The sequence below is a fragment of the Granulicatella sp. 20925_1_45 genome, assembly GCF_041433555.1.
In the GTDB taxonomy this organism is placed as follows: domain Bacteria; phylum Bacillota; class Bacilli; order Lactobacillales; family Aerococcaceae; genus Granulicatella.
In genome coordinates this window covers 1-23,091 of sequence record NZ_JAPWBR010000020.1, presented here as the reverse complement: position 1 = coordinate 23,091, position 23,091 = coordinate 1, and the positions used below count along the sequence as shown (strand labels likewise).

Annotated in this window: 21 protein-coding genes; all 21 read right to left on the bottom strand. The window is 35.3% G+C overall.

Going from position 1 to position 23,091, the window contains the following annotated elements:
• Positions 1-5: 5 nt before the first annotated feature.
• The 21 genes from uxaC to O3798_RS06985 all read right to left on the bottom strand — a co-directional run bounded on the left by uxaC (position 6) and on the right by O3798_RS06985 (position 22,619).
• Positions 6-1,409, bottom strand: a complete 1,404-nt coding sequence (gene uxaC, locus O3798_RS07085; protein WP_371464082.1) for a glucuronate isomerase — start codon at positions 1,407-1,409, stop codon at positions 6-8.
• 2 nt (positions 1,410-1,411) lie between these two features.
• A complete protein-coding gene (locus O3798_RS07080; protein WP_371464081.1) occupies positions 1,412-2,041 on the bottom strand; it encodes a bifunctional 4-hydroxy-2-oxoglutarate aldolase/2-dehydro-3-deoxy-phosphogluconate aldolase in 630 nt (209 codons plus the stop codon).
• Positions 2,042-2,159: 118 nt separating this feature from the next.
• Positions 2,160-2,840 (bottom strand): FadR/GntR family transcriptional regulator, encoded by a 681-nt coding sequence (locus tag O3798_RS07075; RefSeq protein ID WP_371464080.1) that lies wholly within the window; start codon positions 2,838-2,840, stop codon positions 2,160-2,162.
• A 91-nt stretch (positions 2,841-2,931) separates the two neighbouring features.
• Complete coding sequence (gene uidA, locus O3798_RS07070; RefSeq protein WP_371464079.1) at positions 2,932-4,734, bottom strand: beta-glucuronidase; 1,803 nt, start codon at positions 4,732-4,734, stop codon at positions 2,932-2,934.
• Between the two features lie 15 nt (positions 4,735-4,749).
• Positions 4,750-6,474: a glycoside hydrolase family 3 protein gene (locus O3798_RS07065; protein ID WP_371464078.1), complete on the bottom strand. Its 1,725-nt coding sequence runs from the start codon at positions 6,472-6,474 to the stop codon at positions 4,750-4,752.
• Positions 6,475-6,532: 58 nt separating this feature from the next.
• Entirely contained in the window at positions 6,533-8,002 is a 1,470-nt protein-coding gene (locus O3798_RS07060; RefSeq protein ID WP_371464077.1) for an MFS transporter, read from the bottom strand.
• 19 nt (positions 8,003-8,021) lie between these two features.
• Entirely contained in the window at positions 8,022-8,849 is an 828-nt protein-coding gene (locus O3798_RS07055) for an HAD family hydrolase (RefSeq protein WP_371464076.1), read from the bottom strand.
• A 431-nt stretch (positions 8,850-9,280) separates the two neighbouring features.
• On the bottom strand, positions 9,281-10,759 hold the full coding sequence (gene xylB, locus O3798_RS07050) for a xylulokinase (RefSeq protein WP_371464075.1): 1,479 nt from the start codon (positions 10,757-10,759) through the stop codon (positions 9,281-9,283).
• A 14-nt stretch (positions 10,760-10,773) separates the two neighbouring features.
• On the bottom strand, positions 10,774-11,730 hold the full coding sequence (locus O3798_RS07045) for a hypothetical protein (RefSeq protein ID WP_371464074.1): 957 nt from the start codon (positions 11,728-11,730) through the stop codon (positions 10,774-10,776).
• 56 nt (positions 11,731-11,786) lie between these two features.
• Complete coding sequence (locus tag O3798_RS07040; protein ID WP_371464093.1) at positions 11,787-12,296, bottom strand: D-lyxose/D-mannose family sugar isomerase; 510 nt, start codon at positions 12,294-12,296, stop codon at positions 11,787-11,789.
• Between the two features lie 14 nt (positions 12,297-12,310).
• Positions 12,311-13,402 (bottom strand): PTS fructose transporter subunit IIC, encoded by a 1,092-nt coding sequence (locus O3798_RS07035; RefSeq protein WP_371464073.1) that lies wholly within the window; start codon positions 13,400-13,402, stop codon positions 12,311-12,313.
• A gap of 15 nt (positions 13,403-13,417) precedes the next feature.
• A complete protein-coding gene (locus O3798_RS07030; protein WP_371464072.1) occupies positions 13,418-13,735 on the bottom strand; it encodes a PTS fructose transporter subunit IIB in 318 nt (105 codons plus the stop codon).
• Between the two features lie 21 nt (positions 13,736-13,756).
• Entirely contained in the window at positions 13,757-14,626 is an 870-nt protein-coding gene (locus tag O3798_RS07025) for a ketose-bisphosphate aldolase (RefSeq protein ID WP_371464071.1), read from the bottom strand.
• 12 nt (positions 14,627-14,638) lie between these two features.
• Positions 14,639-15,106 (bottom strand): PTS sugar transporter subunit IIA, encoded by a 468-nt coding sequence (locus O3798_RS07020; protein WP_371464070.1) that lies wholly within the window; start codon positions 15,104-15,106, stop codon positions 14,639-14,641.
• Complete coding sequence (locus O3798_RS07015; protein WP_371464069.1) at positions 15,099-16,574, bottom strand: transcription antiterminator; 1,476 nt, start codon at positions 16,572-16,574, stop codon at positions 15,099-15,101. The genes O3798_RS07020 and O3798_RS07015 overlap by 8 nt, the downstream gene beginning before the upstream one ends.
• Positions 16,575-16,846: 272 nt before the next feature.
• Positions 16,847-17,314: an IS200/IS605 family transposase gene (gene tnpA, locus O3798_RS07010; RefSeq protein WP_371464068.1), complete on the bottom strand. Its 468-nt coding sequence runs from the start codon at positions 17,312-17,314 to the stop codon at positions 16,847-16,849.
• Between the two features lie 232 nt (positions 17,315-17,546).
• Entirely contained in the window at positions 17,547-18,383 is an 837-nt protein-coding gene (rhaD, locus tag O3798_RS07005) for a rhamnulose-1-phosphate aldolase (protein ID WP_371464067.1), read from the bottom strand.
• A gap of 183 nt (positions 18,384-18,566) precedes the next feature.
• Positions 18,567-19,907 (bottom strand): PTS galactitol transporter subunit IIC, encoded by a 1,341-nt coding sequence (locus O3798_RS07000; protein WP_371464066.1) that lies wholly within the window; start codon positions 19,905-19,907, stop codon positions 18,567-18,569.
• Positions 19,908-19,919: 12 nt separating this feature from the next.
• Complete coding sequence (locus O3798_RS06995; protein ID WP_048712205.1) at positions 19,920-20,198, bottom strand: PTS sugar transporter subunit IIB; 279 nt, start codon at positions 20,196-20,198, stop codon at positions 19,920-19,922.
• A gap of 1 nt (position 20,199) precedes the next feature.
• Positions 20,200-20,670: a PTS sugar transporter subunit IIA gene (locus O3798_RS06990; protein ID WP_048711739.1), complete on the bottom strand. Its 471-nt coding sequence runs from the start codon at positions 20,668-20,670 to the stop codon at positions 20,200-20,202.
• 17 nt (positions 20,671-20,687) lie between these two features.
• The gene (locus O3798_RS06985; RefSeq protein WP_371464065.1) at positions 20,688-22,619 is read right to left on the bottom strand and encodes a transcription antiterminator; all 1,932 of its coding nucleotides are present in this window, start codon (positions 22,617-22,619) and stop codon (positions 20,688-20,690) included.
• Positions 22,620-23,091 lie beyond the last annotated feature (472 nt).

Sequence of the window (23,091 nt, the reverse complement as noted above, 5' to 3'; positions counted from 1 at the left end):
CTCCTTTAATTCAATTCAAAAAATTCTTTAGCATTTTTATAGCAAATTGCTTCTAAGAATTCTATAATTAATTTTTCGTCATAAGGGATTCGACCACTTTCAATCCATTCAGTAACAAGTGAGACTAAGATACGACGGAAGTAATCATGTCTCTGATACGATAAGAAGCTTCTTGAATCAGTCAGCATTCCCACAAAATTCCATAATAAGCTTTGATTTGCTAAGACTAGCATTTGTTCTCTCATTCCTTTTTCAGTATCAGAGAACCACCAAGCTGCACCAAATTGTAAACGACCTCTAATTCCTTCTTCGTTTGCTTGGAAGTTGGCTAGTGTATTGGCCAAAATATCGTTGTACGATGGATTTAAGTTATAAAAAATACATTTTGGAAGACGATTCGATTCTTCTAATGCATTTAATAATTGGTTTAAAGCCAGTGCTAGATGCGTTTGATCTCCTGTTGAGTCAAAGCCTGAATCTACCCCAATTTTTTCAAAATACTTACGGTTTGTATCTCGGACTGCCCCAAAGTGAACTTGTGTTACTAGGTGGTGTTTCTTGTATAACCCACATAAGGCAATAAACACTTCTGTTTGCCATTGTTGAATTTCTTCAAGAGTAGGTACTTCTCCACGAATCACTTTTGCTAATACTGCATCTAACTCTTCTGTTGAAGCTCTCTTATACAAGATTTCTCCAAAACTAATATCACTTGCTTTACATCCGTTTGCCACAAAGAATTCGATACGTTGTTCTAAAGCTTCCACAAAGCTATCAAACGAACGAACTTCTGCACCAGTTACTTCTTGTAATCTAGTCACAAAGCTAGCGAATTTTGGATGTGACACAAAGGCTTCATCCGGACGGAATGTTGGTGCGACAACTGTATCAAAAGAGACATCTTCTGCAATCTTTTGATGCCATTCGAGAGAATCAAGCGGATGGTCAGTTGTTCCAATAAATTCTACATTTGAACGTTTAATCAATTTTCTAGGACTCAATTGCTCCTCTACAATTGTTTGATTCATACGGTCATAAATCATTTTCCAATTATCTGGAGTGACATAGTCATCAATGCCAAAAACTTGTTTTAGTTCCAAATGGCTCCAGTGATATAAAGGATTTCCAAAAGCTTTAGCCAACGTTTTTGCCCAAGCTTCAAATTTTTCTTCAGGAGTTGCATCCCCTGTAATCAAACGTTCACTCACGCCATTTGCACGCATCAAACGCCATTTATAGTGATCTCCACCGAGCCATACTTGTACAGCATTCTCAAATGGCTTATCCTCAAAAATTTCTTGAGGAGATAAGTGACAGTGGAAGTCTTCGATTGGAAGTTTTTCAACCAATCGGTATAAGTCTTCTGCCACTTTACTTTGTAGTAAAAAATTTTTACGATTAAAAGTCATGATTAATCCTCCAAAGCGGTGACGAATTCTTTAGCAATGCGTGTGACACTTTCATAACCTTCTGTTGCAACTTTTGCACCAAGAGCACTACCGACACCGACAGCAACGGCACCTTTTTCTTTCCACTCTTTAATGTTTGCAAGAGAAACTCCACCTGAAGGCATTAAATTCACATGTGGGATCGGACCATGAATATCTTTAATAAATGAAGGTCCTAACACTCCCCCAGGGAATAGTTTAATGATTTTTGCTCCGCCATTCATTGCTTGAACGATTTCAGTCGTTGTTGCACATCCTGGGAAGTAATCGATATGAGCGTCATGAGCGACTTTTTGAATATGCGCATCATAATGAGGACTTACTAAAAACTCTGCTCCAGCAGCAATAGCTTCTTTTGCTAATTCCACCGTCATAATCGTCCCAGCACCAATCACTACTTCTGTCTCATTCGCATAGAATGCTTTTAATTCTGAAATAGCTTTTGAAGCATCTGGTGTTGTATAAGTCACTTCAATATTTTTAATGCCACCCAACACTGAGTGTTTTGAAATTTCAATTGCGTCATCTGATGATTTCCCGCGTATAACTGCAAAAATATAGTTTTGTTTTAATTGTTCTAATACACTTGTCATAAGCTTTTTCTCCTTTTAGTAAAAAAATAAAAGTCATCTGTTATCTCTATGATACATCAGATGACTTTTAGTGTCAATGACAATATTCTGTTTTTAAGCGTCGATTTCGTCAGATGATTTAGTTATAAGATAACGTACGACGATTATCCGCCAAGTGTAGTAACATTGCATCTCTAGCTGCGACTGCATCGCGTTTCTTTATCGCTCTTACAATCTCTCTATGAGCCCGAATAGTGTTCGCTTTGCTCTGCTCACTCGTGAAGAAATCATTATATAATTTAATCGATTGAATAATGATTGGAATAAGTTGTTGCATCGCCACATTTCGACTAGCTTCCGCAATCGCACTATGAAATTGAATATCCAATCTAAAATGGATATCTCCTTCTGAATGAATTTCTTTTTCCAAAGCCTTTTCAAGTCTTTCTAAAACAGCTACTTCTTCATCCGTAATATGTTGCGCAGCAAGACTCGCCATTTGTGGCTCGATTAAGAAACGAACCTCGAACAAGTCTTGAGTTAGTTTCATATGATTATCAATCTCACCAAAACCTAAAGGATCTTTAATAGTCTCTGTTAGACTAGTGATATAAGTTCCTGACCCCTGGCGAACTTCCAAAATATTTTTTGAAACTAGCATTTTCACTGCTTCACGTAACGTACTACGTCCCACTTCTAAGTCTTGAGCCAATGTATACTCATTTGGCAACTTATCTCCAACATTTAAATCATTCTTTTCAAAATATTCGACAATTCGATTTGCGGTTTGTTCCACTAAAGAAACAGTTTTTTCTCTCATCTCTATTCCCCATTCGACACTTTTTCGAACCTATTCTAACAGTTCTTACCCTATAGCTCAAACCATTAGAATAGCATTCGAAAAGTACTTACTATTTTTTGTAATGATAGTTTGGAATAGAGTTCCAACGGTTTCTAAATAATTTAACGATCGATTTTGGATTTCTATCCCTTGTGAATAATCCTTTGTGGTTCCCTTGGATACGAATTAGTGTATAACTATTCGTCTCAAAGTCCGCAAAGTTCCAAACATGTTCACCCACAAAGTTTTCGAGTTCATCAAACACTTCATGATTCATTTGATGGAATCGTTCTTGATACTCTTCCGTATAAGGAACATCCCAGTTTGAATGATATCCAGGTAGTGTATCCGCACCATATTCTGTCATAATGATTGGTTTATCTGGATACTTTTCTTGCCATTTTAGCAACTCATTACGAAGCCCCACTCGAGCTCCTTCAATGTCACCATGGTTCACATACCACCCAAAGTAACGATTTAAGCAAAGTACATCGATATATGGCGAAATTAAGTCACGCTCTGGAGTAGCCATCATAATGTTCACTACGGTTGTTGGTCGTTTTTGTGGGTCCAACTCTTTCACATATTTCACTAATGGTTCAAAGTACTTATCAGCACCTTCTCCTGCTCCATCAGGTTCATTTGCAACACTCCATAAAACTACACATGCATGGTTTTTATCTCTAGCTACTAATTCTCTAAGTACTAATTTATGATTTTCCATTGTTTCATAGAATTCCCATGTTTTAAGTGAGTTTTTACCTCCACCCACTAAATCTAAAGCTGCTGTGAAGTTTGCAAATAAACCTACTGCCGGTACTTCATCAATGACCAAGAATCCCATTCGGTCAGATAAGCGCATCATCTCTTCTGAGTATGGATAATGGGACGTTCTGAATGAGTTTGCTCCAATGCTCTTCATTAAATTTAAGTCCATTAAGTTTAGGGCTTCATTGAAACCACGTCCATTTACGTAACTATCTTCATGTTTACCGAAACCTTTGAAATATACTGGTTTATCGTTTACCAAGAATTGACCATTCTCAACACGAATCGTACGAGCCCCAAAGAGTTCTTCGTATTCATCCACTAACTCTTCTCCAGCAAATAATTCGACTTTTGCTGTATAAAGATACGCATCTAGTACTTCCCAGCGACGAACATTGGCAATTTCTAGTTCAGAACCTGCTTCGCCTTTAGCCACAACTTCACCATTTTCGTCTAAAAGGGTTACTTTTGCGGTTCCACCAGTAGCAGTATGTTCTACCGCTACCTTCACAGTCGCATCATTATCATGAACATCGTAAGTCACTACAATATCTTCGATACGCGCTTTTGGAAGGACTAATAATTGAACAGGACGTTGAATACCCGCGTAATTAAAGAAGTCAAAGTTCTCGACTACTTTTTTCTTCACGCTACCGTCTGGCAACACTTCTTCTGAATAATTTCCGACCGGTAAAGTCGTATGGTCTAAAATGTTGTTTGCGCAAACGCTAATTAATAACTCATTCCTGTTTGTCAATTCTTCAGGAATACGAACTTCAAAAGGTGTAAATCCACCGACATGCTCTCCTATCAATTGCCCATTCACATAAACCTTTGCTTGATGTGTTACTGAACCAAAACGAAGTACTAATTCTTCATCTGGATCGAAAGAAGGCACCGCAAATGTACGTTCATACCAACTATCTCCAATAAAGTATCTTTTCTCAGAGTCAACTGCTACATCGTTGAATGAACTTGGTACCACCATTAGCTCTTCAGCAGAAAGGCGCGCATCCACTCCTGGAGCGTATTCACCTTGTTTAAAGTTCCAAATCCCATCTAACGAATAACGTTTTCTCTTAGTATTTAAAACTGGATATAACATGAACCATCCCTCTTTCTATAGTTTAGCTTGCCATTTCTCTGTCCACACTAACTCATTAGGATTTCCCTTAAATTCAGATTTCCCTTCAAGTTTATCGATTACAGTTTTCACTGTATTCTCATTACCATGGTAAGCATTCACAAATGTTTTAACCATTGTTGCATCATGTAAATGAGTTGTAAAGTTTGTAGACACAAATACTGTCGGTGCTTCATGTACATACCAAGGAACCTCATTCGACATTGCTGTTTTCCATTGGATGCGGTAGTTATTTTGCGCACCATATCCAATCACATTCGCAACTACTAATGCTAAATCAACTGTATCTCTATACTCTAGTGTACGCCCTTTGATACGACTATTTCCATCATTAACCGTTACTTCATATCCACGACTAGTTAATTCATCTACGAAGCGGTTTAAAACTGAATCATCATTAGCCATGATTCCACCTTTTTCACCCTCTAAGTAATACAAGCGTACGCGTTTATGATCCACTGGATTAATCGGTAAGTTTTGTTGCGTATCTTTAACAAGAGTGATTCCGCGGTCAGCCGCTTCTTTTTGCCATTCTAAGTGTTCAGCACAACCAATAACTTCTAACTCTTTCTTAGCTTTTAACAATGTTCCGTTTGCTTGTTTTTCAGGAAGATTTAATTTTGCTTTCAATCCTAAAATACGACGAAGAGCATCTGTCATACGTTCTTCAGTAATGACTCCATTGTGATATCCTTTTAACATGAAGTTAAAGTCTTCTTCCATATTGTTGAAGAATAAGAACATGTCACATCCTGCAGCAATTGCTCCTGGAACATAATCCTCACGACGCATAGCACTTGTCATTCCTAACATGTGGCTGGCATCTGTAATCACCATTCCGTTGAAATCTAGTTTTTCTTTTAGTAAATCTTGAATTAATTCTTCAGCAAGTGTTGCTGGCATAACATCTTTATCTTCAAGACCTGGACGAAGTGCTTTTTGATATTCAGGCAATGCGATATGTCCTGCCATAATCATTTCAACACCATTTTCAATATGGTTGCGATACACTTTACCAAATGAATTATCCCACTCTTCTACTGATAATTCATTCACACCTAAAATTAAGTGTTGGTCACGTTCTTCAGTTCCATCTCCAGGGAAGTGTTTCACACAGCAAACTACTTCACGTTCGGATTTTAGACCTTCTACATACGCGTTTGTATATTTAATAACATCTTCTGCAGTAGTTCCGTACGCACGTGTATTAACGATTGTATTTCTCCAGTTTTGTAAAATGTCCACACATGGGTCAAAGTTTACGTTTACCCCAAGAGCAGTCTCTTCACGAGCAGATACTAGTCCTGCATGATAAGGAACCCAAGGATCACGACTTGCTTCAGATTGAGCACCTGAAGAAATATAAGTACCACCTTTAACGGCACCGTCACCACCAGAATCGCAGTTAGCTGCCACTAATAATGGGATTTTTGTTTGAGATTGAAGATCATTAATCAACCCTTGAACATCTTCAGGGCTACCGTTCATATAACGAACACCGCCGATATGATATTTTTCTAGAATCTCTTTATTGCTTAAATTGTTTCCGCTAAAAGCATCCCCTCCGAAAAAGAACAAGTTTGTAAATAACTGTCCCACTTTTTCTTCATCCGACATGCCTTTAATGGTTGACTCAACCCACTCAATTTGGTTTGGGTTCAAGTTGTAAGGTTTTTTGGATAAATCTACTAATCTTGCCATTTTACTTCCTCCTATAATGAAGCTCCGTAAACTCTTTAGCTTACGGAGCGTTAATGAATTATGCTTTTTGTTTTGCTAATGTTTCAGCTTTGATACGAGCGATTTCACTTTGAATTTCTTCCATTTTCTCTTTGTTTAATGGGTAGAATTTCATTGCGATAATGTTACAGATGTATCCAAATATAACGAATCCACAGAACATCACTAAACCGATAAATTTCAATTCTGGTGTTAATGGTGTATCGACTTGAGGTAATTGTTCAGTAAAACCGATAGACGCACATAGGATACCTACAAATGCAGAACCGAATGAAGAAACAATTTTATCAACTGCACTGAATAAAGTTCCCATCAAACCAGGAACGTAACGACCTGAACGATATACTTCGTAATCCGCACAGTCAGCTGTCATAGGAATTACCATTGTCCCTGCTAAACCATTCGCACCTTGAGCTAAGATAAATAATGTTAAGAACGCAATTGTGAAGAATGATAATCCTGTGAACCCTTCAGCTCCAGGTAGTGAGAACGTTGAAGGATCTGCTACGTAGAATAACCCAAATAGTAATCCATAAAGAATAATACCAGCCCATGAACCTAATAATAATGCTTTTCTTTGTCCAAGTTTTTGTGCAATAAATTTAACTCCAAGAATCATAATTAAAATCTTAGGAATTAATGTATATTGGTTAAATGTATTAAGTAATTTATAGTTTCCACAAATAATACCAAAGATAATAACCGATACTGTAGCATTAGTAGTAACCAAAGCTGCTAATTTATCTGTTGATGCAGATACTACTAGCATTTGGATAGCTCGGTTATTTTTTAATACATCCCAGTAGTCTCTGAAAGTAACTTTAACAGGTTCACCAGTACCGAAGAACTCTGTACGGTCTTTATCTTTAAGCGCGAAGATTGCTAACCAAGTGAAGATAAATGTTACAGGAGCGATATACAACCATAACTCTTGGAATAATTCAGCAGTAAAGCCACCATATTTTGGCACTAAGTGTTGAGCAACAAACCCTGGTACTAATGCGAATAATGTAGCGTTATAGATACCATCGTAGATACCAAATGTTGGACGTTGTTTAGGATCGTTTGTTAAACAGCTTTGAGCTGATTTTGTTACTACTGTTTGTAAGGTATAACCGATAATGTAAATTAAATAAATCACTAAGAAATAAATGAATCTATATTGTTCTGGTAAATGGTGAGTTGTAAAGAACATTAAGAAAGTAGTAATTAGTAACACGATATTACCAGCTGCCATAAACGGACGGTTTTTACCAAATTTTCCATCAGTTTTATCTACAATATAACCAACGATTGGGTCAGTAATCGCATCCCAAATACGCATAAATGTCATTACAGAAGTAGCCATTACTACCGCTACCCCAACGTAACCTGTTAAATAGTAGGCAACGAAGTTCAAAAGAACTAGCCATAAGTTTGTTGATGTATTATTCAAAGCAAACAACGCCATTTGCCACGTTTTCGCTCTATGAATCCCTGTATTTTCCATGATATTAACTCCTTATTTTTTAATTTTTAAATTGTGATAAATGTTTATGATAAATTGCTTGATACTCTTTATCGTCGTAATGTCCGTCAATAAATTCTGGAAGAATTTTTGTGACTAACGTTTCCCACGACTCTTTTTCTTTTCCAAATAAAATTGGATAGAAATGTACTTCATTAACTTTTGCAGCGTCTAGATCACCAGGAGCATCTCCGACCATTAAAATTTTTTCTTTTTCAAATCCAAGAGACTTGATTTCTTTAATCGCTGCTGCTTTACTTCCTCGTTCCTGTCCGAAGAATTCTGAAACAAATGGCATTAACCCATGACGTTTCCATTCACTATTAACTGCTTCGCTATTCGCAGAAGAAACAATCGCAATTTGTGCTACTTTACTAATTTCTTCTAAAGCACTTTTCACGCCTTCAAAAGGTTTATCTTCGCCAACAAGTTCTGTTTCAATGCCGTGATTCACAGCCTTACTCCAATCGAGTGCTTTTACTAGTAAAGCATCGTTATGCTTAGCAATCTCCTCTTCTAATGATTGATTCGAAAGAGATGTTGTATGATTACACCAGTTAGCAAACACTGAGAAGTCTTCAATTGCTTCACCGTGTTCTTTAGCAAACTCGAGACTAAGTAGTAACCCTTTAAAGCGATTAATCCCTCTCGTTTCAGAGAATAAGTTAACACGATTCCATTCTTCTAAATAGACTTCTTGATCTTTTATCTCGAAATACTTCGCTGCTAGCGGGCCAAAGAATCGAATGTGCTTAATATCCATTGTGTCCATCGCACAGCCATCTGAATCGATACATACTACGAATGGACTTTCATTTGTTAAAGCCATATGCTCTCCTTTCATAAAATAAATCAGTTCTAAAGTCTGCAGATGATTTTTGTTAGATGACTTTTATGCACTCGCTTACATTAGTGCGTAAATATAAAATCATCTCTAATTTTAGAAATGATGTGACGTTTTGCAGTGAATTCATCTGATGTATTCATTGTATCAGAAGTTAACAAAAAAATAAATACCTAAATTAAAATTTTTTCAAACTTTTTTGAAGTTGCTATTTTCCCATTAAATAAAGGTCTCATCTATTATAATAGGTAATAAAAAATTCAACAGATGACTTTTTAAAGTCATCTGTTGAATAATAAACAATTAATTTAAATCATACAAATCTATTTACCAACCTTAATGAAATGGATAAATTTATTGAATATTTACAATGAAGTATTCTTTACTTTTAATATCGAAATACTCTTATATTAAATTTAAACACAAATTTCTTTAGTGGCTTTATAAATCTTTCTATATTTTTCGTATACCTTATCGTACTCTATTGTAGCTAAAGTGTTTGGCAAAATCGAATCTTTGTAATGAACATTTTTTGTCACACACTCTTCTAAACTTGGATACCATCCAGCTACAATCATGGCCAAAAATGCAGCCCCTAGACCAGGTCCTTGTTCTGATTTTAACTGTAGAATTTCACATGAAAAAATATCAGCTTGCATCTGTAGCCATTCTTTGTTTTTGGCTCCTCCACCAACAGATATTATTTTTGAAAATTTTTTATTAGCAACTTTCTCCATTAACACCTGTGAGTCTTTTAAAGAAAAAGTAATCCCTTCAATCACTGCTCGAGTAAAATGATCAAGATTATGGTTTGTGTCTATTCCAATGAAACTTCCTCTGATTTTACTATCCGCATATGGCGTTCTTTCTCCAACGATATACGGAGTAAAGAGTAGGCCGTCGCAACCGACATTTATATTGTCAATATTCTCTAAAAGTTCCTTAAACATTTTCCCTCTAGCAAAGGTCCTTCTAAACCACTCTAGACTATGGCCCGCGGACAGAGTTACCCCCATTGAATAATAACCACCACTAATAGCATGATTAAATAGATGAAGCATCCCATTATAATTATCATGGGGCTGATCTTCATAGGACAAGAAAACACCAGAAGTTCCAATACTTACTAAAGCAATTTCGGAAGAAACAATCCCAGCGCCAAGTGCTGCACAAGCATTATCAGCTCCTCCTGCAGCTACTTTTACTTTATTTTTTAGTTGCCATATAAGTGATAAAGCATCTGTTACTTCACCAACAAATTCTTCAGATTTATAAATCGAAGGTAAATACATTTTTTCAATTTTATATTTTTCAATGATTGCTTCAGACCATTTGCAATTTTTTAAATCTAACATTAAGGTTCCTGCAGCATCTGAGAAATCAGTCGAGTATTTTTCTGTTAAATACCATACAACATAATCTTTCGGAAGCATTATATGCTTTACTTGCTCCCATAAGTCAGGTTCATTTTCCTGAACCCATAATATTTTAGGTAGAGTAAATCCTTCTAATGGTCTATTTTTTGTGATTGATAATATTTTATCTCCAAAATCTTTGAGTATATTTTCGCATTGTTTACTTGTTCTGGTATCATTCCATAAGATAGCTGGTCTAATAACCTTGTTATATTCATCTAGCATCACAAGCCCATGCATCTGCCCAGAAATACTTATAGCTTCAAGATTATCGCCAAAATCAATTACTTTTGAATTAATTTCTTCCATAATACTGTTAAGTGCTAGAATCCATTCTTCAGGATTTTGTTCACTATAACTTGGCTTGGGAGCATAGAAAGTGTATTCATAAGATGCTTCATATACTAAATTACAATCTTTATCTATCAATAAACCTTTTAGGGAACTAGTTCCTAAATCTAACCCCAATACATAACCCATATTCGTGACCTCCTCTATAATATTTCATATCTAATGTAATTATAATAATTAGTTTGAAGACAATCCCCAGATAAACTATGAATGTAATTTGGTCTTTTTTGCATTTCAAAGGTTATTCCTTGATACTTTTGAAATTCTTCTTCACTATCTATTAATTTATTTAGTGTATAAATAACACAAGATTCTTGATTAGAATATATTCGAAGTCCATTTTTTCGATCATCAGACCAAATTTCTATTTTTGGCGTTGAAATTACATTCTTTTTAAAGCAGTATGCAAGATCTATGCCACCCTTACACTTTCGACTCAAATCATTATCCACATCAAAAGCTTCAATAATTTTCTTTCCATCTGAAAAATCAAAGTTCTGATATTTATTTTTCATATCGGAGTATTTTTCAGTTGGGATGAAATCATCATCTACAATTTGCAATTCGGACTCTTCAATTTTTAAATAATGATTTTTGACAGTACTATAATCTCTATTACCATTCAGGTTGAAGTAAGAATGATTAGTCAGGTTAAAAATTGTAGGAATTTCTGCATTTCCTAAATATCTAATAACAAAGTTTTTACCAATTAATTGGTATATTACGTTCACGGAGGACTTTTCATAGTCGGGATTTGAGTCTTTGTATTCTAACAGCGCAAAATCTGCTTCTAATATAGATAATTTCCATTCAACAGAGTCAAGTCCATGTTCTCCTCCATGCAAATACACCTTATTTTCATTAGGTTTTAATTTTATTTTGTTACCTGAAAAATTTGTATATTCAGTAGGATACGTTCTTCCTGCGTTCCTTCCAATTGTCGCACCAAAATAGTAAACATTATTTACGTATCGATCTATATTCTTATAGGACAAAATGTATTCTGTATTCGTCTCTTTCTTTCTAATAGAGACAACTGTTGCCCCCTTAGTAAGAAATTCTATTTTTATATATTCATTTTCGATAGAATAAGTATTCATAACGATACCTCTTTATTTAAAAAGGGGCTTGGTATTTCCTCAGCCCCTTCATCATATTAATTTACTCTCTTCACATTTGGATCAGTAAATACATCGCTAGCATCATCACTATTTGAAGAAAATTCAGAAATGATTGCTCCTTCTTTCCCAGCCTGGAACCAGTGTTTTGTATTAGGTAAGATTGTATACTGTTCTCCTGGCATTAAAACTATCCCATGTTTTACAGTATAGTAATTTTCTTTTCCTTCTGGCACTTTAACAGTCACACCATTAGCTTCTCCTTCTACAAAAAGTACTACACTTCCCTTTCTACATCTAAAGGTTTCTTGTTTACCTGGTTCTCCATTACGATTTGGATGTAAATGTTCTGGACAAGTTTGGAAAGGAAGTAATACCATTTCTTTAGCACAATATCTATCATTATTTTCGTAAACAATGAGATTTAATCCTTCATTTTCAAAATTACTCAATCCAAAATCAGCATATTCTATACTACTTAATTCATCTGAAGTAAAAACAATATTTGACTCTAAGAAAGCTTGATATACTTTTTCTTTATAATCAATCATTAATTACACTCCTAACTAATCTTTAAATCTTCCCAAGCAATATCATCTTCTTCTTGATCTTCTTCTACACCCGGAACAAAGTTTGGATCTACTTTTGGTTTTAGAATTAAAATTGTTACAGCTGTTGCTAGCGAACCAATTAGCAACGCACCGATAAATGCCCAAGGTTTAGTCATTGTGAATACCGCAAACATACCAGAAGCTGGAATATGACTATCAGCTCCCCAAAGCATACTTAGTCCACCACCAATAGCACCACCAACACCAGTAGCGATTACATTTCTTAATAAATCATTTAAAACAATTGGGAAACAACCTTCTGTAATCTGACAAACACCCATAGGGAATGCTGTAGTTAATGCATTAATTTCTTGTTTATTGAAGATATTTTTACGGATTACTTTTCCAATGAAATAAGCCATAGTTAGCCCAAATGGTGTTACCATTGAAGCTAAGATTAATACAGTAATTGGTTCATAGATACCTTCAGAGAATAAAGTGAATACAAATGCAAAAACTACTTTGTTAATCGCACCACCATAATCAATTGATGCAAAAATCCCAATAATCATTCCATAGAAGAATAGAGATGATTTATCTAAACTAGAAAGATATCCCGTAATCAAACCAGCAAGCCAATTGATTGGTCCACCTACCACATAATACATAAGCATACCGGCAATGAAAGAACTTAAGAAAGGAATAACTAATGTAGGCATTAAACCTTCCATCCATTTTGGTACCTTAATATAATGAACAATTGCTGCTACAGTATATCCTGAAATATAACCACCAACTAGTCCACCTAAGAAACCTGCTCCAATACCTGAAGCAACCATACCAACAATTAAACCTGGCGCGATACCTGGCTTATCTGCAATTGAATACGCAATTGCCGTTGATACGATCATCGGCAATAAACTAAGACCGTAAATCCCCATAGTTACTAAAGTATCCGCAAAAGTAAAACCATCTTTATAAGCCTGAATATTCTGTCCACCCATCATATTCCCAATAGCCAATAGAAAACCGGCACCAACAACAATTGGGAGGAAGAAAGATATCGCCGTCATCAAGTGTTTCTTGATTTCAATCTTTTTCATTTTTAACACTCCTTATTATCTTTGTTCGTTTACAACTTGCTCTAACTTCTCAACTAATTTTTGAGATGATTTCACTGCTAATCCTGTAGGAATTTCTACAATTCTTTTCCCATTAAAGCGATCTCTTCCGTTAACTTTAATATCTGCAGCAATAAGAACAATATCTGCCTCTTTAATATCGCGTGGAGTTAATTCATCTTGAGTCCCCGCCAAGCCTTGTGTTTCAATATGAATTGTATGCCCTCTTTTTTCTGCAGCTTGTTGAATTTTTTCTTTTGCAATATACGTATGAGCAATTCCTGCAGTACATGCTGCTATTCCAACAATATTCATTTTAATTCCCCCAATCGATTTCTAATAATACAATTTGGCTTTCTTATCAGATTTAAATAGCTTAATCTTTTCAATAGCTACTTTTTTCGTTTCTTCCATACATGGTGGGAACATTACATTTGGTTCTCTAATTTCACTACCACCATTCGCCAATACTTCTTTGAGTTTATTAGCAAATACAATCTTAATATCACTCGAAATATTAATTTTGTTAATCCCCATTGTCACTGCTTTCGCAATTTCTTCATCTGGATTACTTGAACCGCCATGTAACACTAAAGGAATTTCAACTAACTTTTCAATCTCTTCTAAAATATCATGTCTTAATTTTGGTTTTAAATCTTTAGGATAGATACCATGAGCTGTACCAATCGCTACCGCCAGACTATCTACATTAGTTCTTTCGATAAAGTCTCTTGCAACATTTGGGTCAGTATAAATCACTTCAGTAACGCCACCTTCAATACTGTTACCTGTATCACCAATCGTTCCTAATTCTGCTTCAACAGAAACACCAACCGCATGAGCTGCCTCAACTACTTTTTTTGTAATTGCAATATTATCTTCATACTCCTTATGAGAAGCATCAATCATTACCGAGGTAAAGCCTAATTGAATCGCATGAATAACCTGTTCAAAATTTGCCCCGTGATCAAGATGGATACAAATTGGTAATCGAGAATGATTAGCATAATATTTTACTTGATCGACAAAACTATCCGTCAAGAAAGATAACTCATCTGGATGAATAGCAATCATTACAGGAGATTCTGTTTCTTCACACGCTTCAATTACTGCCTCTAACAACTGTCCAGATCCTGCATTAAAAGCAGGAACTGCAAACCCATGTTTATTTGCCACTTCTAAAATTTCTTTACCACTTACTAACATTTTCCACACTCCTTAGTATTTATCTATAAATAGTTGATATAATTCGTCTACTGAAGAAACAACTTTAAGACTTTCTAAAAAATCATCATCTGCTAACAAGATAGCAACTTTTTGTAATAATAAAATATGTGTCGTAGTTGCATCCGTATCTTGAACTGCAAATAAAATAATTACCTTCACTCCTTTCCCGTCTAAAGTTTCCCAGTAAATTTCATTTTCAAGTGTTGCTATAGCAACTGTAGTTTTTATGACCGCATCGGATTTGCCATGAGGAATTGCAATATTACTTCCAATACCAGTTATACCTTCCTCTTCTCTTAAATAAACATCTTTCAAAAATTCCTCTGAGCTTTTTACATATCCTTCTTTTTCTAGTAAATTTGACAATTCTATAAGAATCTCTTTTTTTGAACTAGCTTTCGATTGTACAATCATTAGCGATTTATTTATTACCTTTGTTAAATCAATTTCTTTATCCAATTTTTTTCTCCTCCTCAACTGTATATCTTATAAGCTGTATATCTCTTTCTGAGAGTATAGGACTTATATTTATTACAGGTTTTACTATTGAATTATCATTTATTCTGATTGTTGAAAAAATATAATCTACTTTTTTCAAGATCTCAAAATTAGAGTTTTTTAGCTGCCTAAATCCCATCGTTGATACAATATTAAATTCTGGAAATGCGTTTTGTAATTTAATCCTAAGCAATTCAGACGTACCAACACCTGTTGAACAAATAAGTAAAATATTTTTCTTATTTGTTGTTAGATATTTCTCAAAATATAGAGTTATAAAACCTATTTCTGAATCAAATATTTGATTTTTAATCTCAAATCTATTCTGGATTTTTGGTATTATATCTTTCAGCTTATTAAAGGTTTCAAAGTATTCTAATTGAATTTCTTCTAACATATTATTTTCAATATAAATTCCTACTCTTAACCTATTTATCATTGGTAGAATATGAAAATATAAATCTTCAATTAAATCTAAGTACTTTCTATCTACAAAAGTGTCTAAGTTAAAATATTCCTTTACAAGTTGTGTTGAAAATTCTCTGGCAACTTCAACATCAATGTTTTGAAAATTCTGTTCAAAATAACTAAAAGAATAAATATTTTGAAAAATAAAATATTCCTCCAGTTCATCAAGGTATACTGATAGATAAGAATCTATGTTCTGCTTAATGACTTTTGAGACTTTATATATTTCAGGATTATTTTTTAATTGTAATTTTTCTTCACCAGTTAAAGGTTCTTGATTCTGCAAAAACGATACTTTGCCTTCTCTATACCGAATTAACAACATATATATATGGGTGAACAAATTAACATCATATGGATAAGGAATTTCAATACCAAATGTATCTTCAATTAATTCAATTTGACTCTCAATAAAACGCTTGTCATACAAATCAATATTGTTTTTTACTAAATTAGTTTGCGATGAATTATTTGTTAAAATTAAAGTGAATTGAATCGCCTTTCTAATTTGTTCTTCTTTCCCCTCGATGCAAAGATACAGACGACTCTGTTCTAGATATATTTCGAACTGAGCTAAGTATGCTTCAATATGTTTAATTCGCCTTTGAATTGTACTGTCGCTATAATAACTATTTTTAAACAATGAATTAACAGCTGTTTTTTTAGGATGATTAAATAGTATTTTTAGGATCACATTATAATCATCCGAATTTGAATTGGTCGAAGACAAGTTTTTCAAATCTTTATCAAGAAAATATGAGTTTAACTTATATCCTTTACCAGGTTCAGAAAAAATTATTTCTTTATCAAATAGTTCTTTACCAACATCATTTATTTTCTTAATTATTCGATAGACCGTTTTAGGCGTGAAATAGAATTGTTTTGATATTTCACTGGAGGTAACATAGTTCTCATAATTTAAAAAGTAAATAATGGATAACTCTTTTGTACTAAATGTCATTATCATCACCTCTTAATTTTATTTTATATTCAATTTTGAAAAATCCCCTTCAAACTATGTCCATATCTAAGGACAATAGAAAACGCTTTATTTTAGTTAATTTTCCCACTTTCTTTTGATTTTTTACTGTATAATCAAAGGAATAATTGTGTTCTTTAAAAACTTAACGCAAAATAAATATCCACCGGCTAAGCCGGTGGTTTTTCAGTTTCGGGCATAGCCCTGATCTCAGAGCGACGCCTCAAGGCGCTTATGTGGCCTGCGACGAGCACCTATTTACGTTTTCCTGTAAACGGATCTTCCAATTCTAATTCCAATTGTTCTGCTATATGATCTTCTTTTAGTTGATTTCGTATATACTCTCCAATGGCTTTCGAATGCTTTCCAACCGAATCTACATAATACCCTCTACACCAAAACGATCTATTGCGATACTTAAATCTTGCATTCGCCCATCTTTCAAATATCATTTGGCTACTTTTCCCTTTTAAATATCCGACAAACCCAGAAACACTCATTTTTGGTGGTATTTCCACTAACATATGAACATGGTCCACGCAGACCTCTGCTTCAATTATATTTACATGTTTCCATTCGCATAGCTGTCGTAACATTCTTCCGACATCAAGCCTCCTTGACTCATAGAATGCCTTTCTTCTATATTTTGGTGCGAAAACGATATGATACTTACAGTTCCATTTCGTATGTGATAAACTGTGTAAGTCATCGGTATATCCCATGACAAAACCTCCTTAGTTCTTTCGTTGTAGTTTGCAGACCACATACGAATTATAACTAAGGAGGCTTGTTTTTTCATTATCACTCCGCTAAAGCTTTTTGGACCCCCGGACAATCCGGGGGTTTTAATTAGACCAAAAAGAGGCAGGTATCAACCTGCCTCCTACAAATGAACAATCTTTTAAACAGTTTTTGGCAATTCTATTTTTTAATTATTCATCGTTTTCGTTTTAATTAGTCGTTTAAGTATTTTCCTTCTACTCCAAGAACGTCACAGACTTTCTTCAAATCCGCTTTTGATAGAACATTATTTTCGTAGATGCTCTTTCCGCTAACACGTTTTAGTTCTAACGCAATATGAGCAGCTTTATCGGCTGTTTCGATTAAACCGAAGCAATCTTGGTAATCTTTACCAGTTGAAAGTACTCCGTGTTTAGCCCACACTACTAAACGGTGAGTTTCAAGTTCACGGGCTGTGTCATCACCGATTAATTGCGTTCCTGGAACTTCCCAAGGCAACACTGCGATTCCATCGTGGAATACGACGATAGACTCTGTTAACACTGACCATAAATCAAGGGTTAATGATTCACTCGTCACTTCATCTAGTAATGAATACACAACGATATTGGTTGCATGGTTATGAATCACGACGCGGTGATTTGGATCCACTTTTAGACGTGCTGCATGCGCCAATACGTGCATGAAGATTTCGCTTGTTGGGCGTTTACCAGTCACAAAACCAGCTACCACTTGGTATCCCTTAGGAGTCAACTGGATAATCCCTGTGTCCACTTCTGGTTGAGAGTGCAATGTTCTGAAATGACTTCCAGAAGCCGTAATTAAGAGATACTCTCCTTGTACGTGCTCAGGTACATCAAGAACTTCCACTTCTTTTCTATTTTCTGTGTAATAAGTGTAAGGAGTTCCAGCAAGATCTGATTCCACCGCACTTGCTTCTTCTTTTGTTAAACGGTAGCTAATATTACCACCATTGTATTCGTCCCAGCCCTTATTCCACATATCATAAGTTACTTGGCACAATTCATTTATATATTTTGGATATGTCATATCGATTTCCTTTCTTTGAGCTTGGCGATTTTCGCTTTTCTTTTTTCATCAAAGTCTTTAAATAGATTTTGTTTATCTAAATAAATGCTAATGGGCAAAATAATCAGCGTTAACCATATCTGTCTATAGAGAATCGAGATTACAAATAAGATTCCTAGAATTAAGATGAGGAGCTTTTTCATGCTATTCGCCCGCTTCTAGTTTTTCGTTGTATTTCTTACGAGCTTGTAATAACCATACATATAATCCTAACCAAGCAACTCCTAAAAGAATAGCTACGATATTTCCGCTAAATCCATTTGCTAAGATATAACGAATGTCTGGACCTTCGAATGTTGCCCAAGAAATTTGACCTGTTTGTTGTAAAGTATTTGTTTCTTCAGCAAGACGAGTCATATATGGTGTGAAGTAAGTTGCTCCATATAAGAATAGTGGAGTTGAAATTAAACCGTGGATAATCATACGAAGTACGTTACCGTTTGTTAATAATAGAGCCCCTACTACGAATGATAAGTTAATAATTCCGGCAAATGGTAATACGATGTTACCTGGTAAAGCTACAGCACCAACTAATAAGAATGGAATTGTAAAGATTACAGCTACCCATAATTCATTACGTCCACCAAGTACTGGCCAGTCAAGACCAATGTAAACTTCGCGATCTTCGAATTTCTCACGCATGAAGTCTGATACTGCTTCTGAGATTGGTGATAAAGCTTGTGAGAATAATTTAGAAACCATTGGGAATAATGTTAAAGCTGTTGCAGCTTGAACCGCTAAACCTAAAGCATATTTTAGACCGTTACCTGAAGCAAGACCTAATGCAAACCCGATGATAGCACCCATTACAGAGTTTTCACCGAATACCCCAATTTTTTCTTTTAATGTATCTGCATCGAACTCTTTGTTTAAGAATGGGATTTTCTTCAATAGTTCGTCGATTGGATGTAAGATAACAGCGATTAAAGTGATAAAGTGAGGCACTGTAATCCCTGGTACACCTGTTAAACGTTCTACTTCAGGAGCAAATGCATCCCCAAGTTTTAATTCTAATACGATAATGATTGCAGCAGCGATAAATCCAAATACAATGTTGTTTGTAAAGTAAGTTACGATTACGGCTGTAAAGATTTTATTCCAAACATTCCATAAGTCCACGTTCAATGTTTTAGTTTGTTTTGTAATCAACATAATGAAGTTGATGGCCAATTGAAGTGGGAAGACTAAGAATGCATATGGCCAAGCCCAGCTGATTGCTGCAGCCCCTGGCCAACCGATATCAACGGCTGGTAAGCTTAAGCCTGTATGAGTTGTTAAGTCATTTGCGGCAGAACCCATACTTGTCATGATGAAGTTTACTAAGATTCCCATCCCTGTGAAGGCAATCCCTAGCGTTAACGCTGAAGTGAACGCATCTCTGAATTTCATCTTCATTGCTAAACCGACGATTAACATTAGGAACGGTACGAATACAGCAGCTCCTAAATCAAGAATATATTGAATGACCGATTGTAAGATTTCCATCTTAAGTTCCTCCTAGCTATTTAGAAAATCAATAATTTTTTGTAATTCTTGTTTTTGCCCCATACCTGTTAAGAATGCAATTCCGTTAAAGACTGGAATTCCATAGTCTTTTTTAGGTTTTACGATTGAAATGTAGCCGTCAGCTGTTTTTACGTATTGTTCTAAAGCTTTCATATCTACTGCTTCGATTTCACAAGGTACGTTTGCTTCTTTCAATAAACGCTCTACTTTAGATGCTACTGTTTGAGATGTAGCCACTCCTGATCCGCATGCAACAATTAATTTTTTCATGTTATTCTTCCTCCATTTTTGCTGTCGCAAATAAATTGTAAATTTCTTCTTCGGTTTGACCGTTTTGTAACGCTTCGATAAATGCTTCTTGTTGGAACACATTCATCAATTCAACCAATAATCCTGTTTGGTTCTTCGGTTCTGAGATTCCAAGAACAACAACGAAGTGAACATCTACTTCCACATCTGAAGTTCCCATTTGAATGAACGTCACCGGATTTGCCAACTTAACAACGTAGATAAAAGGTTTCTTCACGTACTCACTATACGTGTGTGGAATCGCAACTGCTGTTTTTTCGAGTTGCAATCCTGTTGGAAATTCCTCCTCTCTTTCGAGTATTGCTTTGGCGAAACCATCATTCACGTACCCTTTTTTAAATAACGTTTCCGCTAAGTTTTTCAGGAGTTCTTGTTTGGTTTCACCTTTTCCTTCCAGATTGATTAAATCCTTTTGAACTAGTTGAGATATGATTGTCATTTTATCCCTCCTTATTGAATTGGTTCAAATTCCGCTTCTGCAAATAGAGCGGTTAAAAAAATCTCTTGATTTTCTGCTTCCCACAAATGTTGAATGTAAGAAGAACTATCTATTTTCGAGTAGAGAACTTTCAAGGCATCCTTGTAAATTTCTAACTCTGTTTCCGCAATGGCGATAAGCATTACGACTTTAACGAGATTCTGACCCCAATAAACAGGCTTGTCGAGTGTCATCATGACGAGTTCGGAGGTAGTTACCTCTTTTGGATTCGCGTGTGGTAAGGCAATGCCTGTATACGTACTCGTAATCCCCAGATTCTCCCGGTGACGAATCGTCTTCTCAAATCGTGGATTTTTCAAGTTATCCACTGAGGCTAACTTGATGATTTTTGATAGACACTTTTCTGCATCTCCTGCTTTTTTCTTTAAATAGATTGAGTTTCCAATCAATCGCTTGATGAGTCTCTTTGTCATCTCTTCGTCGTCTTTTAATAAGTAATTCGACTGCGATTGCCCCATGGTGTGCGTCAAGAATTTCTTTTGGATTTTCAGAAGATCCTCTTCCTTCATGATGGTTCCTACGTGAATATACGGGTAAGATACATCTTCTAAAGCAACGGAACTAATGACTAAATCGTTTGGTTGAATCAAAAGCATCTTCGCTTTGTCGTAGCTAACTTTTTCGATATTGTCGTATTGTCCAGTGACTTTTCTCACCTGATTTAAGATGAGTTCGGATGTGGCCAAGCTATGTGGGCACACAACGTAAATCTTCATTGGTTGATTGATTTTCTCAACTGCAATTTCCAAGTGAATCGTCAGTAGGGCAGCCTCAATGTCTGTTAGTTCCACATTGTAATTTTCCTTGAAAATCTTTCCAGATAACCATACAAAGTTGTACAGAATACCGTATTGATACTTAATATCCTCAATCAGATTACTCTTCAGATGGATTCGATTCCGAAGTCGCATAATCATCGCTGGAAGGTGATTTAAGAGCATCCCTCTTAAGTATTCATCCTCTTGGAGCTGTATCCCTGCCAAGTCTCCAACCATGTTGATAAAGGCATCAGTTGTCTTCTCGATTTTAGGATCAGACCCTAGATATGCACTTGCGTAATTTCCAATGGAAATCAAAATTTGTGAAAGTGTGACGATTTCTGCCTCTTCCACTTCCTGACCAGTAATCTCATTGAGCAGGTCTCTCGCTAGCAAGTAAGTCTCAATAATTTTCGGACTATTGCTATCGAGTTGCTTATATTGCTCAACACGATAACCTCTATGCCACCTTATATCAAAGATAAGTAAATCGAGCAAAAGATAGTGACGATAATCGTGAGCTACTGAGAACTGATACTGTTTTAGCTGTTGATTCATAATTTGGTTAAGATCTTGAATTCTCCCGTCTCCAACACAACCTGTTTGGTTCATTTCATCCAGATTATAATGAGTAACGCCACTTAGAAGTTTATTTCGGAAAAACTTACGAATCTGATCTTCCGCTCCTCCTAGAATCAACTTGCCATGTCTTTTTTCTAGCATGACTCCATTAGCATTTAGCTCTTTCTCAAACTCGGTTACTTCTCTTCTAATTGAAGATTCACTCGTAAAATTCTCGAGTGACCAATCTAGAATATCCACTTCGTTATCTAAAAGAAATGTTGAAAGCATCTTGAACTCTTCCTTGTTTGCTTTCGTTTCCATCTTTACTTGAAACTTTTCCATTAATTGGTGTCGATGCTCTTCATCCATTTCAAGAAAGATTCCTGCACTTGGTTTCTTCACAACCGATGAAGAATACGGTTTCAAAAATTCATTTAAAACAACGATGTCATTGTAGATAGTCTTTGTGTAAACTAAATAAGTTCTCGCCAGTTCCTTACCTGTTACTGGTGTTTCTTCATGAATTAATCGATTCAGAATATCCGATTGTCTCTTATTCACTGTATCCCCTCCATCTATTTCCACAATCTCATTATATTTTTATTGGAAACAAATATTAAACCAACATTTTTCCAGAACATTGTGGAAGTTTTTCATTCTTATTGTGGCACTTTATTGAGATAGAACAGTGAACTTTCTGACAAAGTTCGGTGTAAAAACGGAAAAATAATGATTCTTAATGAAGTAGAATTTTTGTATATTGTATTTACCGAAAAGTAACATATATGCTACTGTGATATGCTCCCTCTAAAGTAGACACTAAAAAAAGTAAACTACTTTAGAGGGGGTATTTTTTAGATTGGTTAAGAAACATACTGCAAAAGAATTAGAACGATTCATAGAATTGTATTTAGATGGTGTGCCTTTTCGTGAGCTGCGTAGTGAATATGGTTTAAAGATTTCACCTGGAGCATTTAATATGTATTTTTTGAACTATAAAGCATATGGACCTTCTGCATTAGAAGATCGAGAC

Coding starts and splice junctions, on each gene's coding strand:
- uidA (WP_371464079.1), bottom strand. CDS start 4,734: ATGTTATATCCAGTTTTAAATACTAAGAGAAAACGTTATTCGTTAGAT.
- O3798_RS07030 (WP_371464072.1), bottom strand. CDS start 13,735: ATGAATATTGTTGGAATAGCAGCATGTACTGCAGGAATTGCTCATACG.
- uxaC (WP_371464082.1), bottom strand. CDS start 1,409: ATGACTTTTAATCGTAAAAATTTTTTACTACAAAGTAAAGTGGCAGAA.
- O3798_RS07035 (WP_371464073.1), bottom strand. CDS start 13,402: ATGAAAAAGATTGAAATCAAGAAACACTTGATGACGGCGATATCTTTC.
- O3798_RS07080 (WP_371464081.1), bottom strand. CDS start 2,041: ATGACAAGTGTATTAGAACAATTAAAACAAAACTATATTTTTGCAGTT.
- rhaD (WP_371464067.1), bottom strand. CDS start 18,383: ATGACATATCCAAAATATATAAATGAATTGTGCCAAGTAACTTATGAT.
- O3798_RS07045 (WP_371464074.1), bottom strand. CDS start 11,730: ATGAATACTTATTCTATCGAAAATGAATATATAAAAATAGAATTTCTT.
- O3798_RS07000 (WP_371464066.1), bottom strand. CDS start 19,907: ATGGAAATCTTACAATCGGTCATTCAATATATTCTTGATTTAGGAGCT.
- O3798_RS07055 (WP_371464076.1), bottom strand. CDS start 8,849: ATGGCTTTAACAAATGAAAGTCCATTCGTAGTATGTATCGATTCAGAT.
- xylB (WP_371464075.1), bottom strand. CDS start 10,759: ATGGGTTATGTATTGGGGTTAGATTTAGGAACTAGTTCCCTAAAAGGT.
- tnpA (WP_371464068.1), bottom strand. CDS start 17,314: ATGGGATATACCGATGACTTACACAGTTTATCACATACGAAATGGAAC.
- O3798_RS07075 (WP_371464080.1), bottom strand. CDS start 2,840: ATGAGAGAAAAAACTGTTTCTTTAGTGGAACAAACCGCAAATCGAATT.
- O3798_RS07065 (WP_371464078.1), bottom strand. CDS start 6,474: ATGGCAAGATTAGTAGATTTATCCAAAAAACCTTACAACTTGAACCCA.
- O3798_RS07015 (WP_371464069.1), bottom strand. CDS start 16,574: ATGACATTTAGTACAAAAGAGTTATCCATTATTTACTTTTTAAATTAT.
- O3798_RS07060 (WP_371464077.1), bottom strand. CDS start 8,002: ATGGAAAATACAGGGATTCATAGAGCGAAAACGTGGCAAATGGCGTTG.
- O3798_RS07025 (WP_371464071.1), bottom strand. CDS start 14,626: ATGTTAGTAAGTGGTAAAGAAATTTTAGAAGTGGCAAATAAACATGGG.
- O3798_RS06995 (WP_048712205.1), bottom strand. CDS start 20,198: ATGAAAAAATTAATTGTTGCATGCGGATCAGGAGTGGCTACATCTCAA.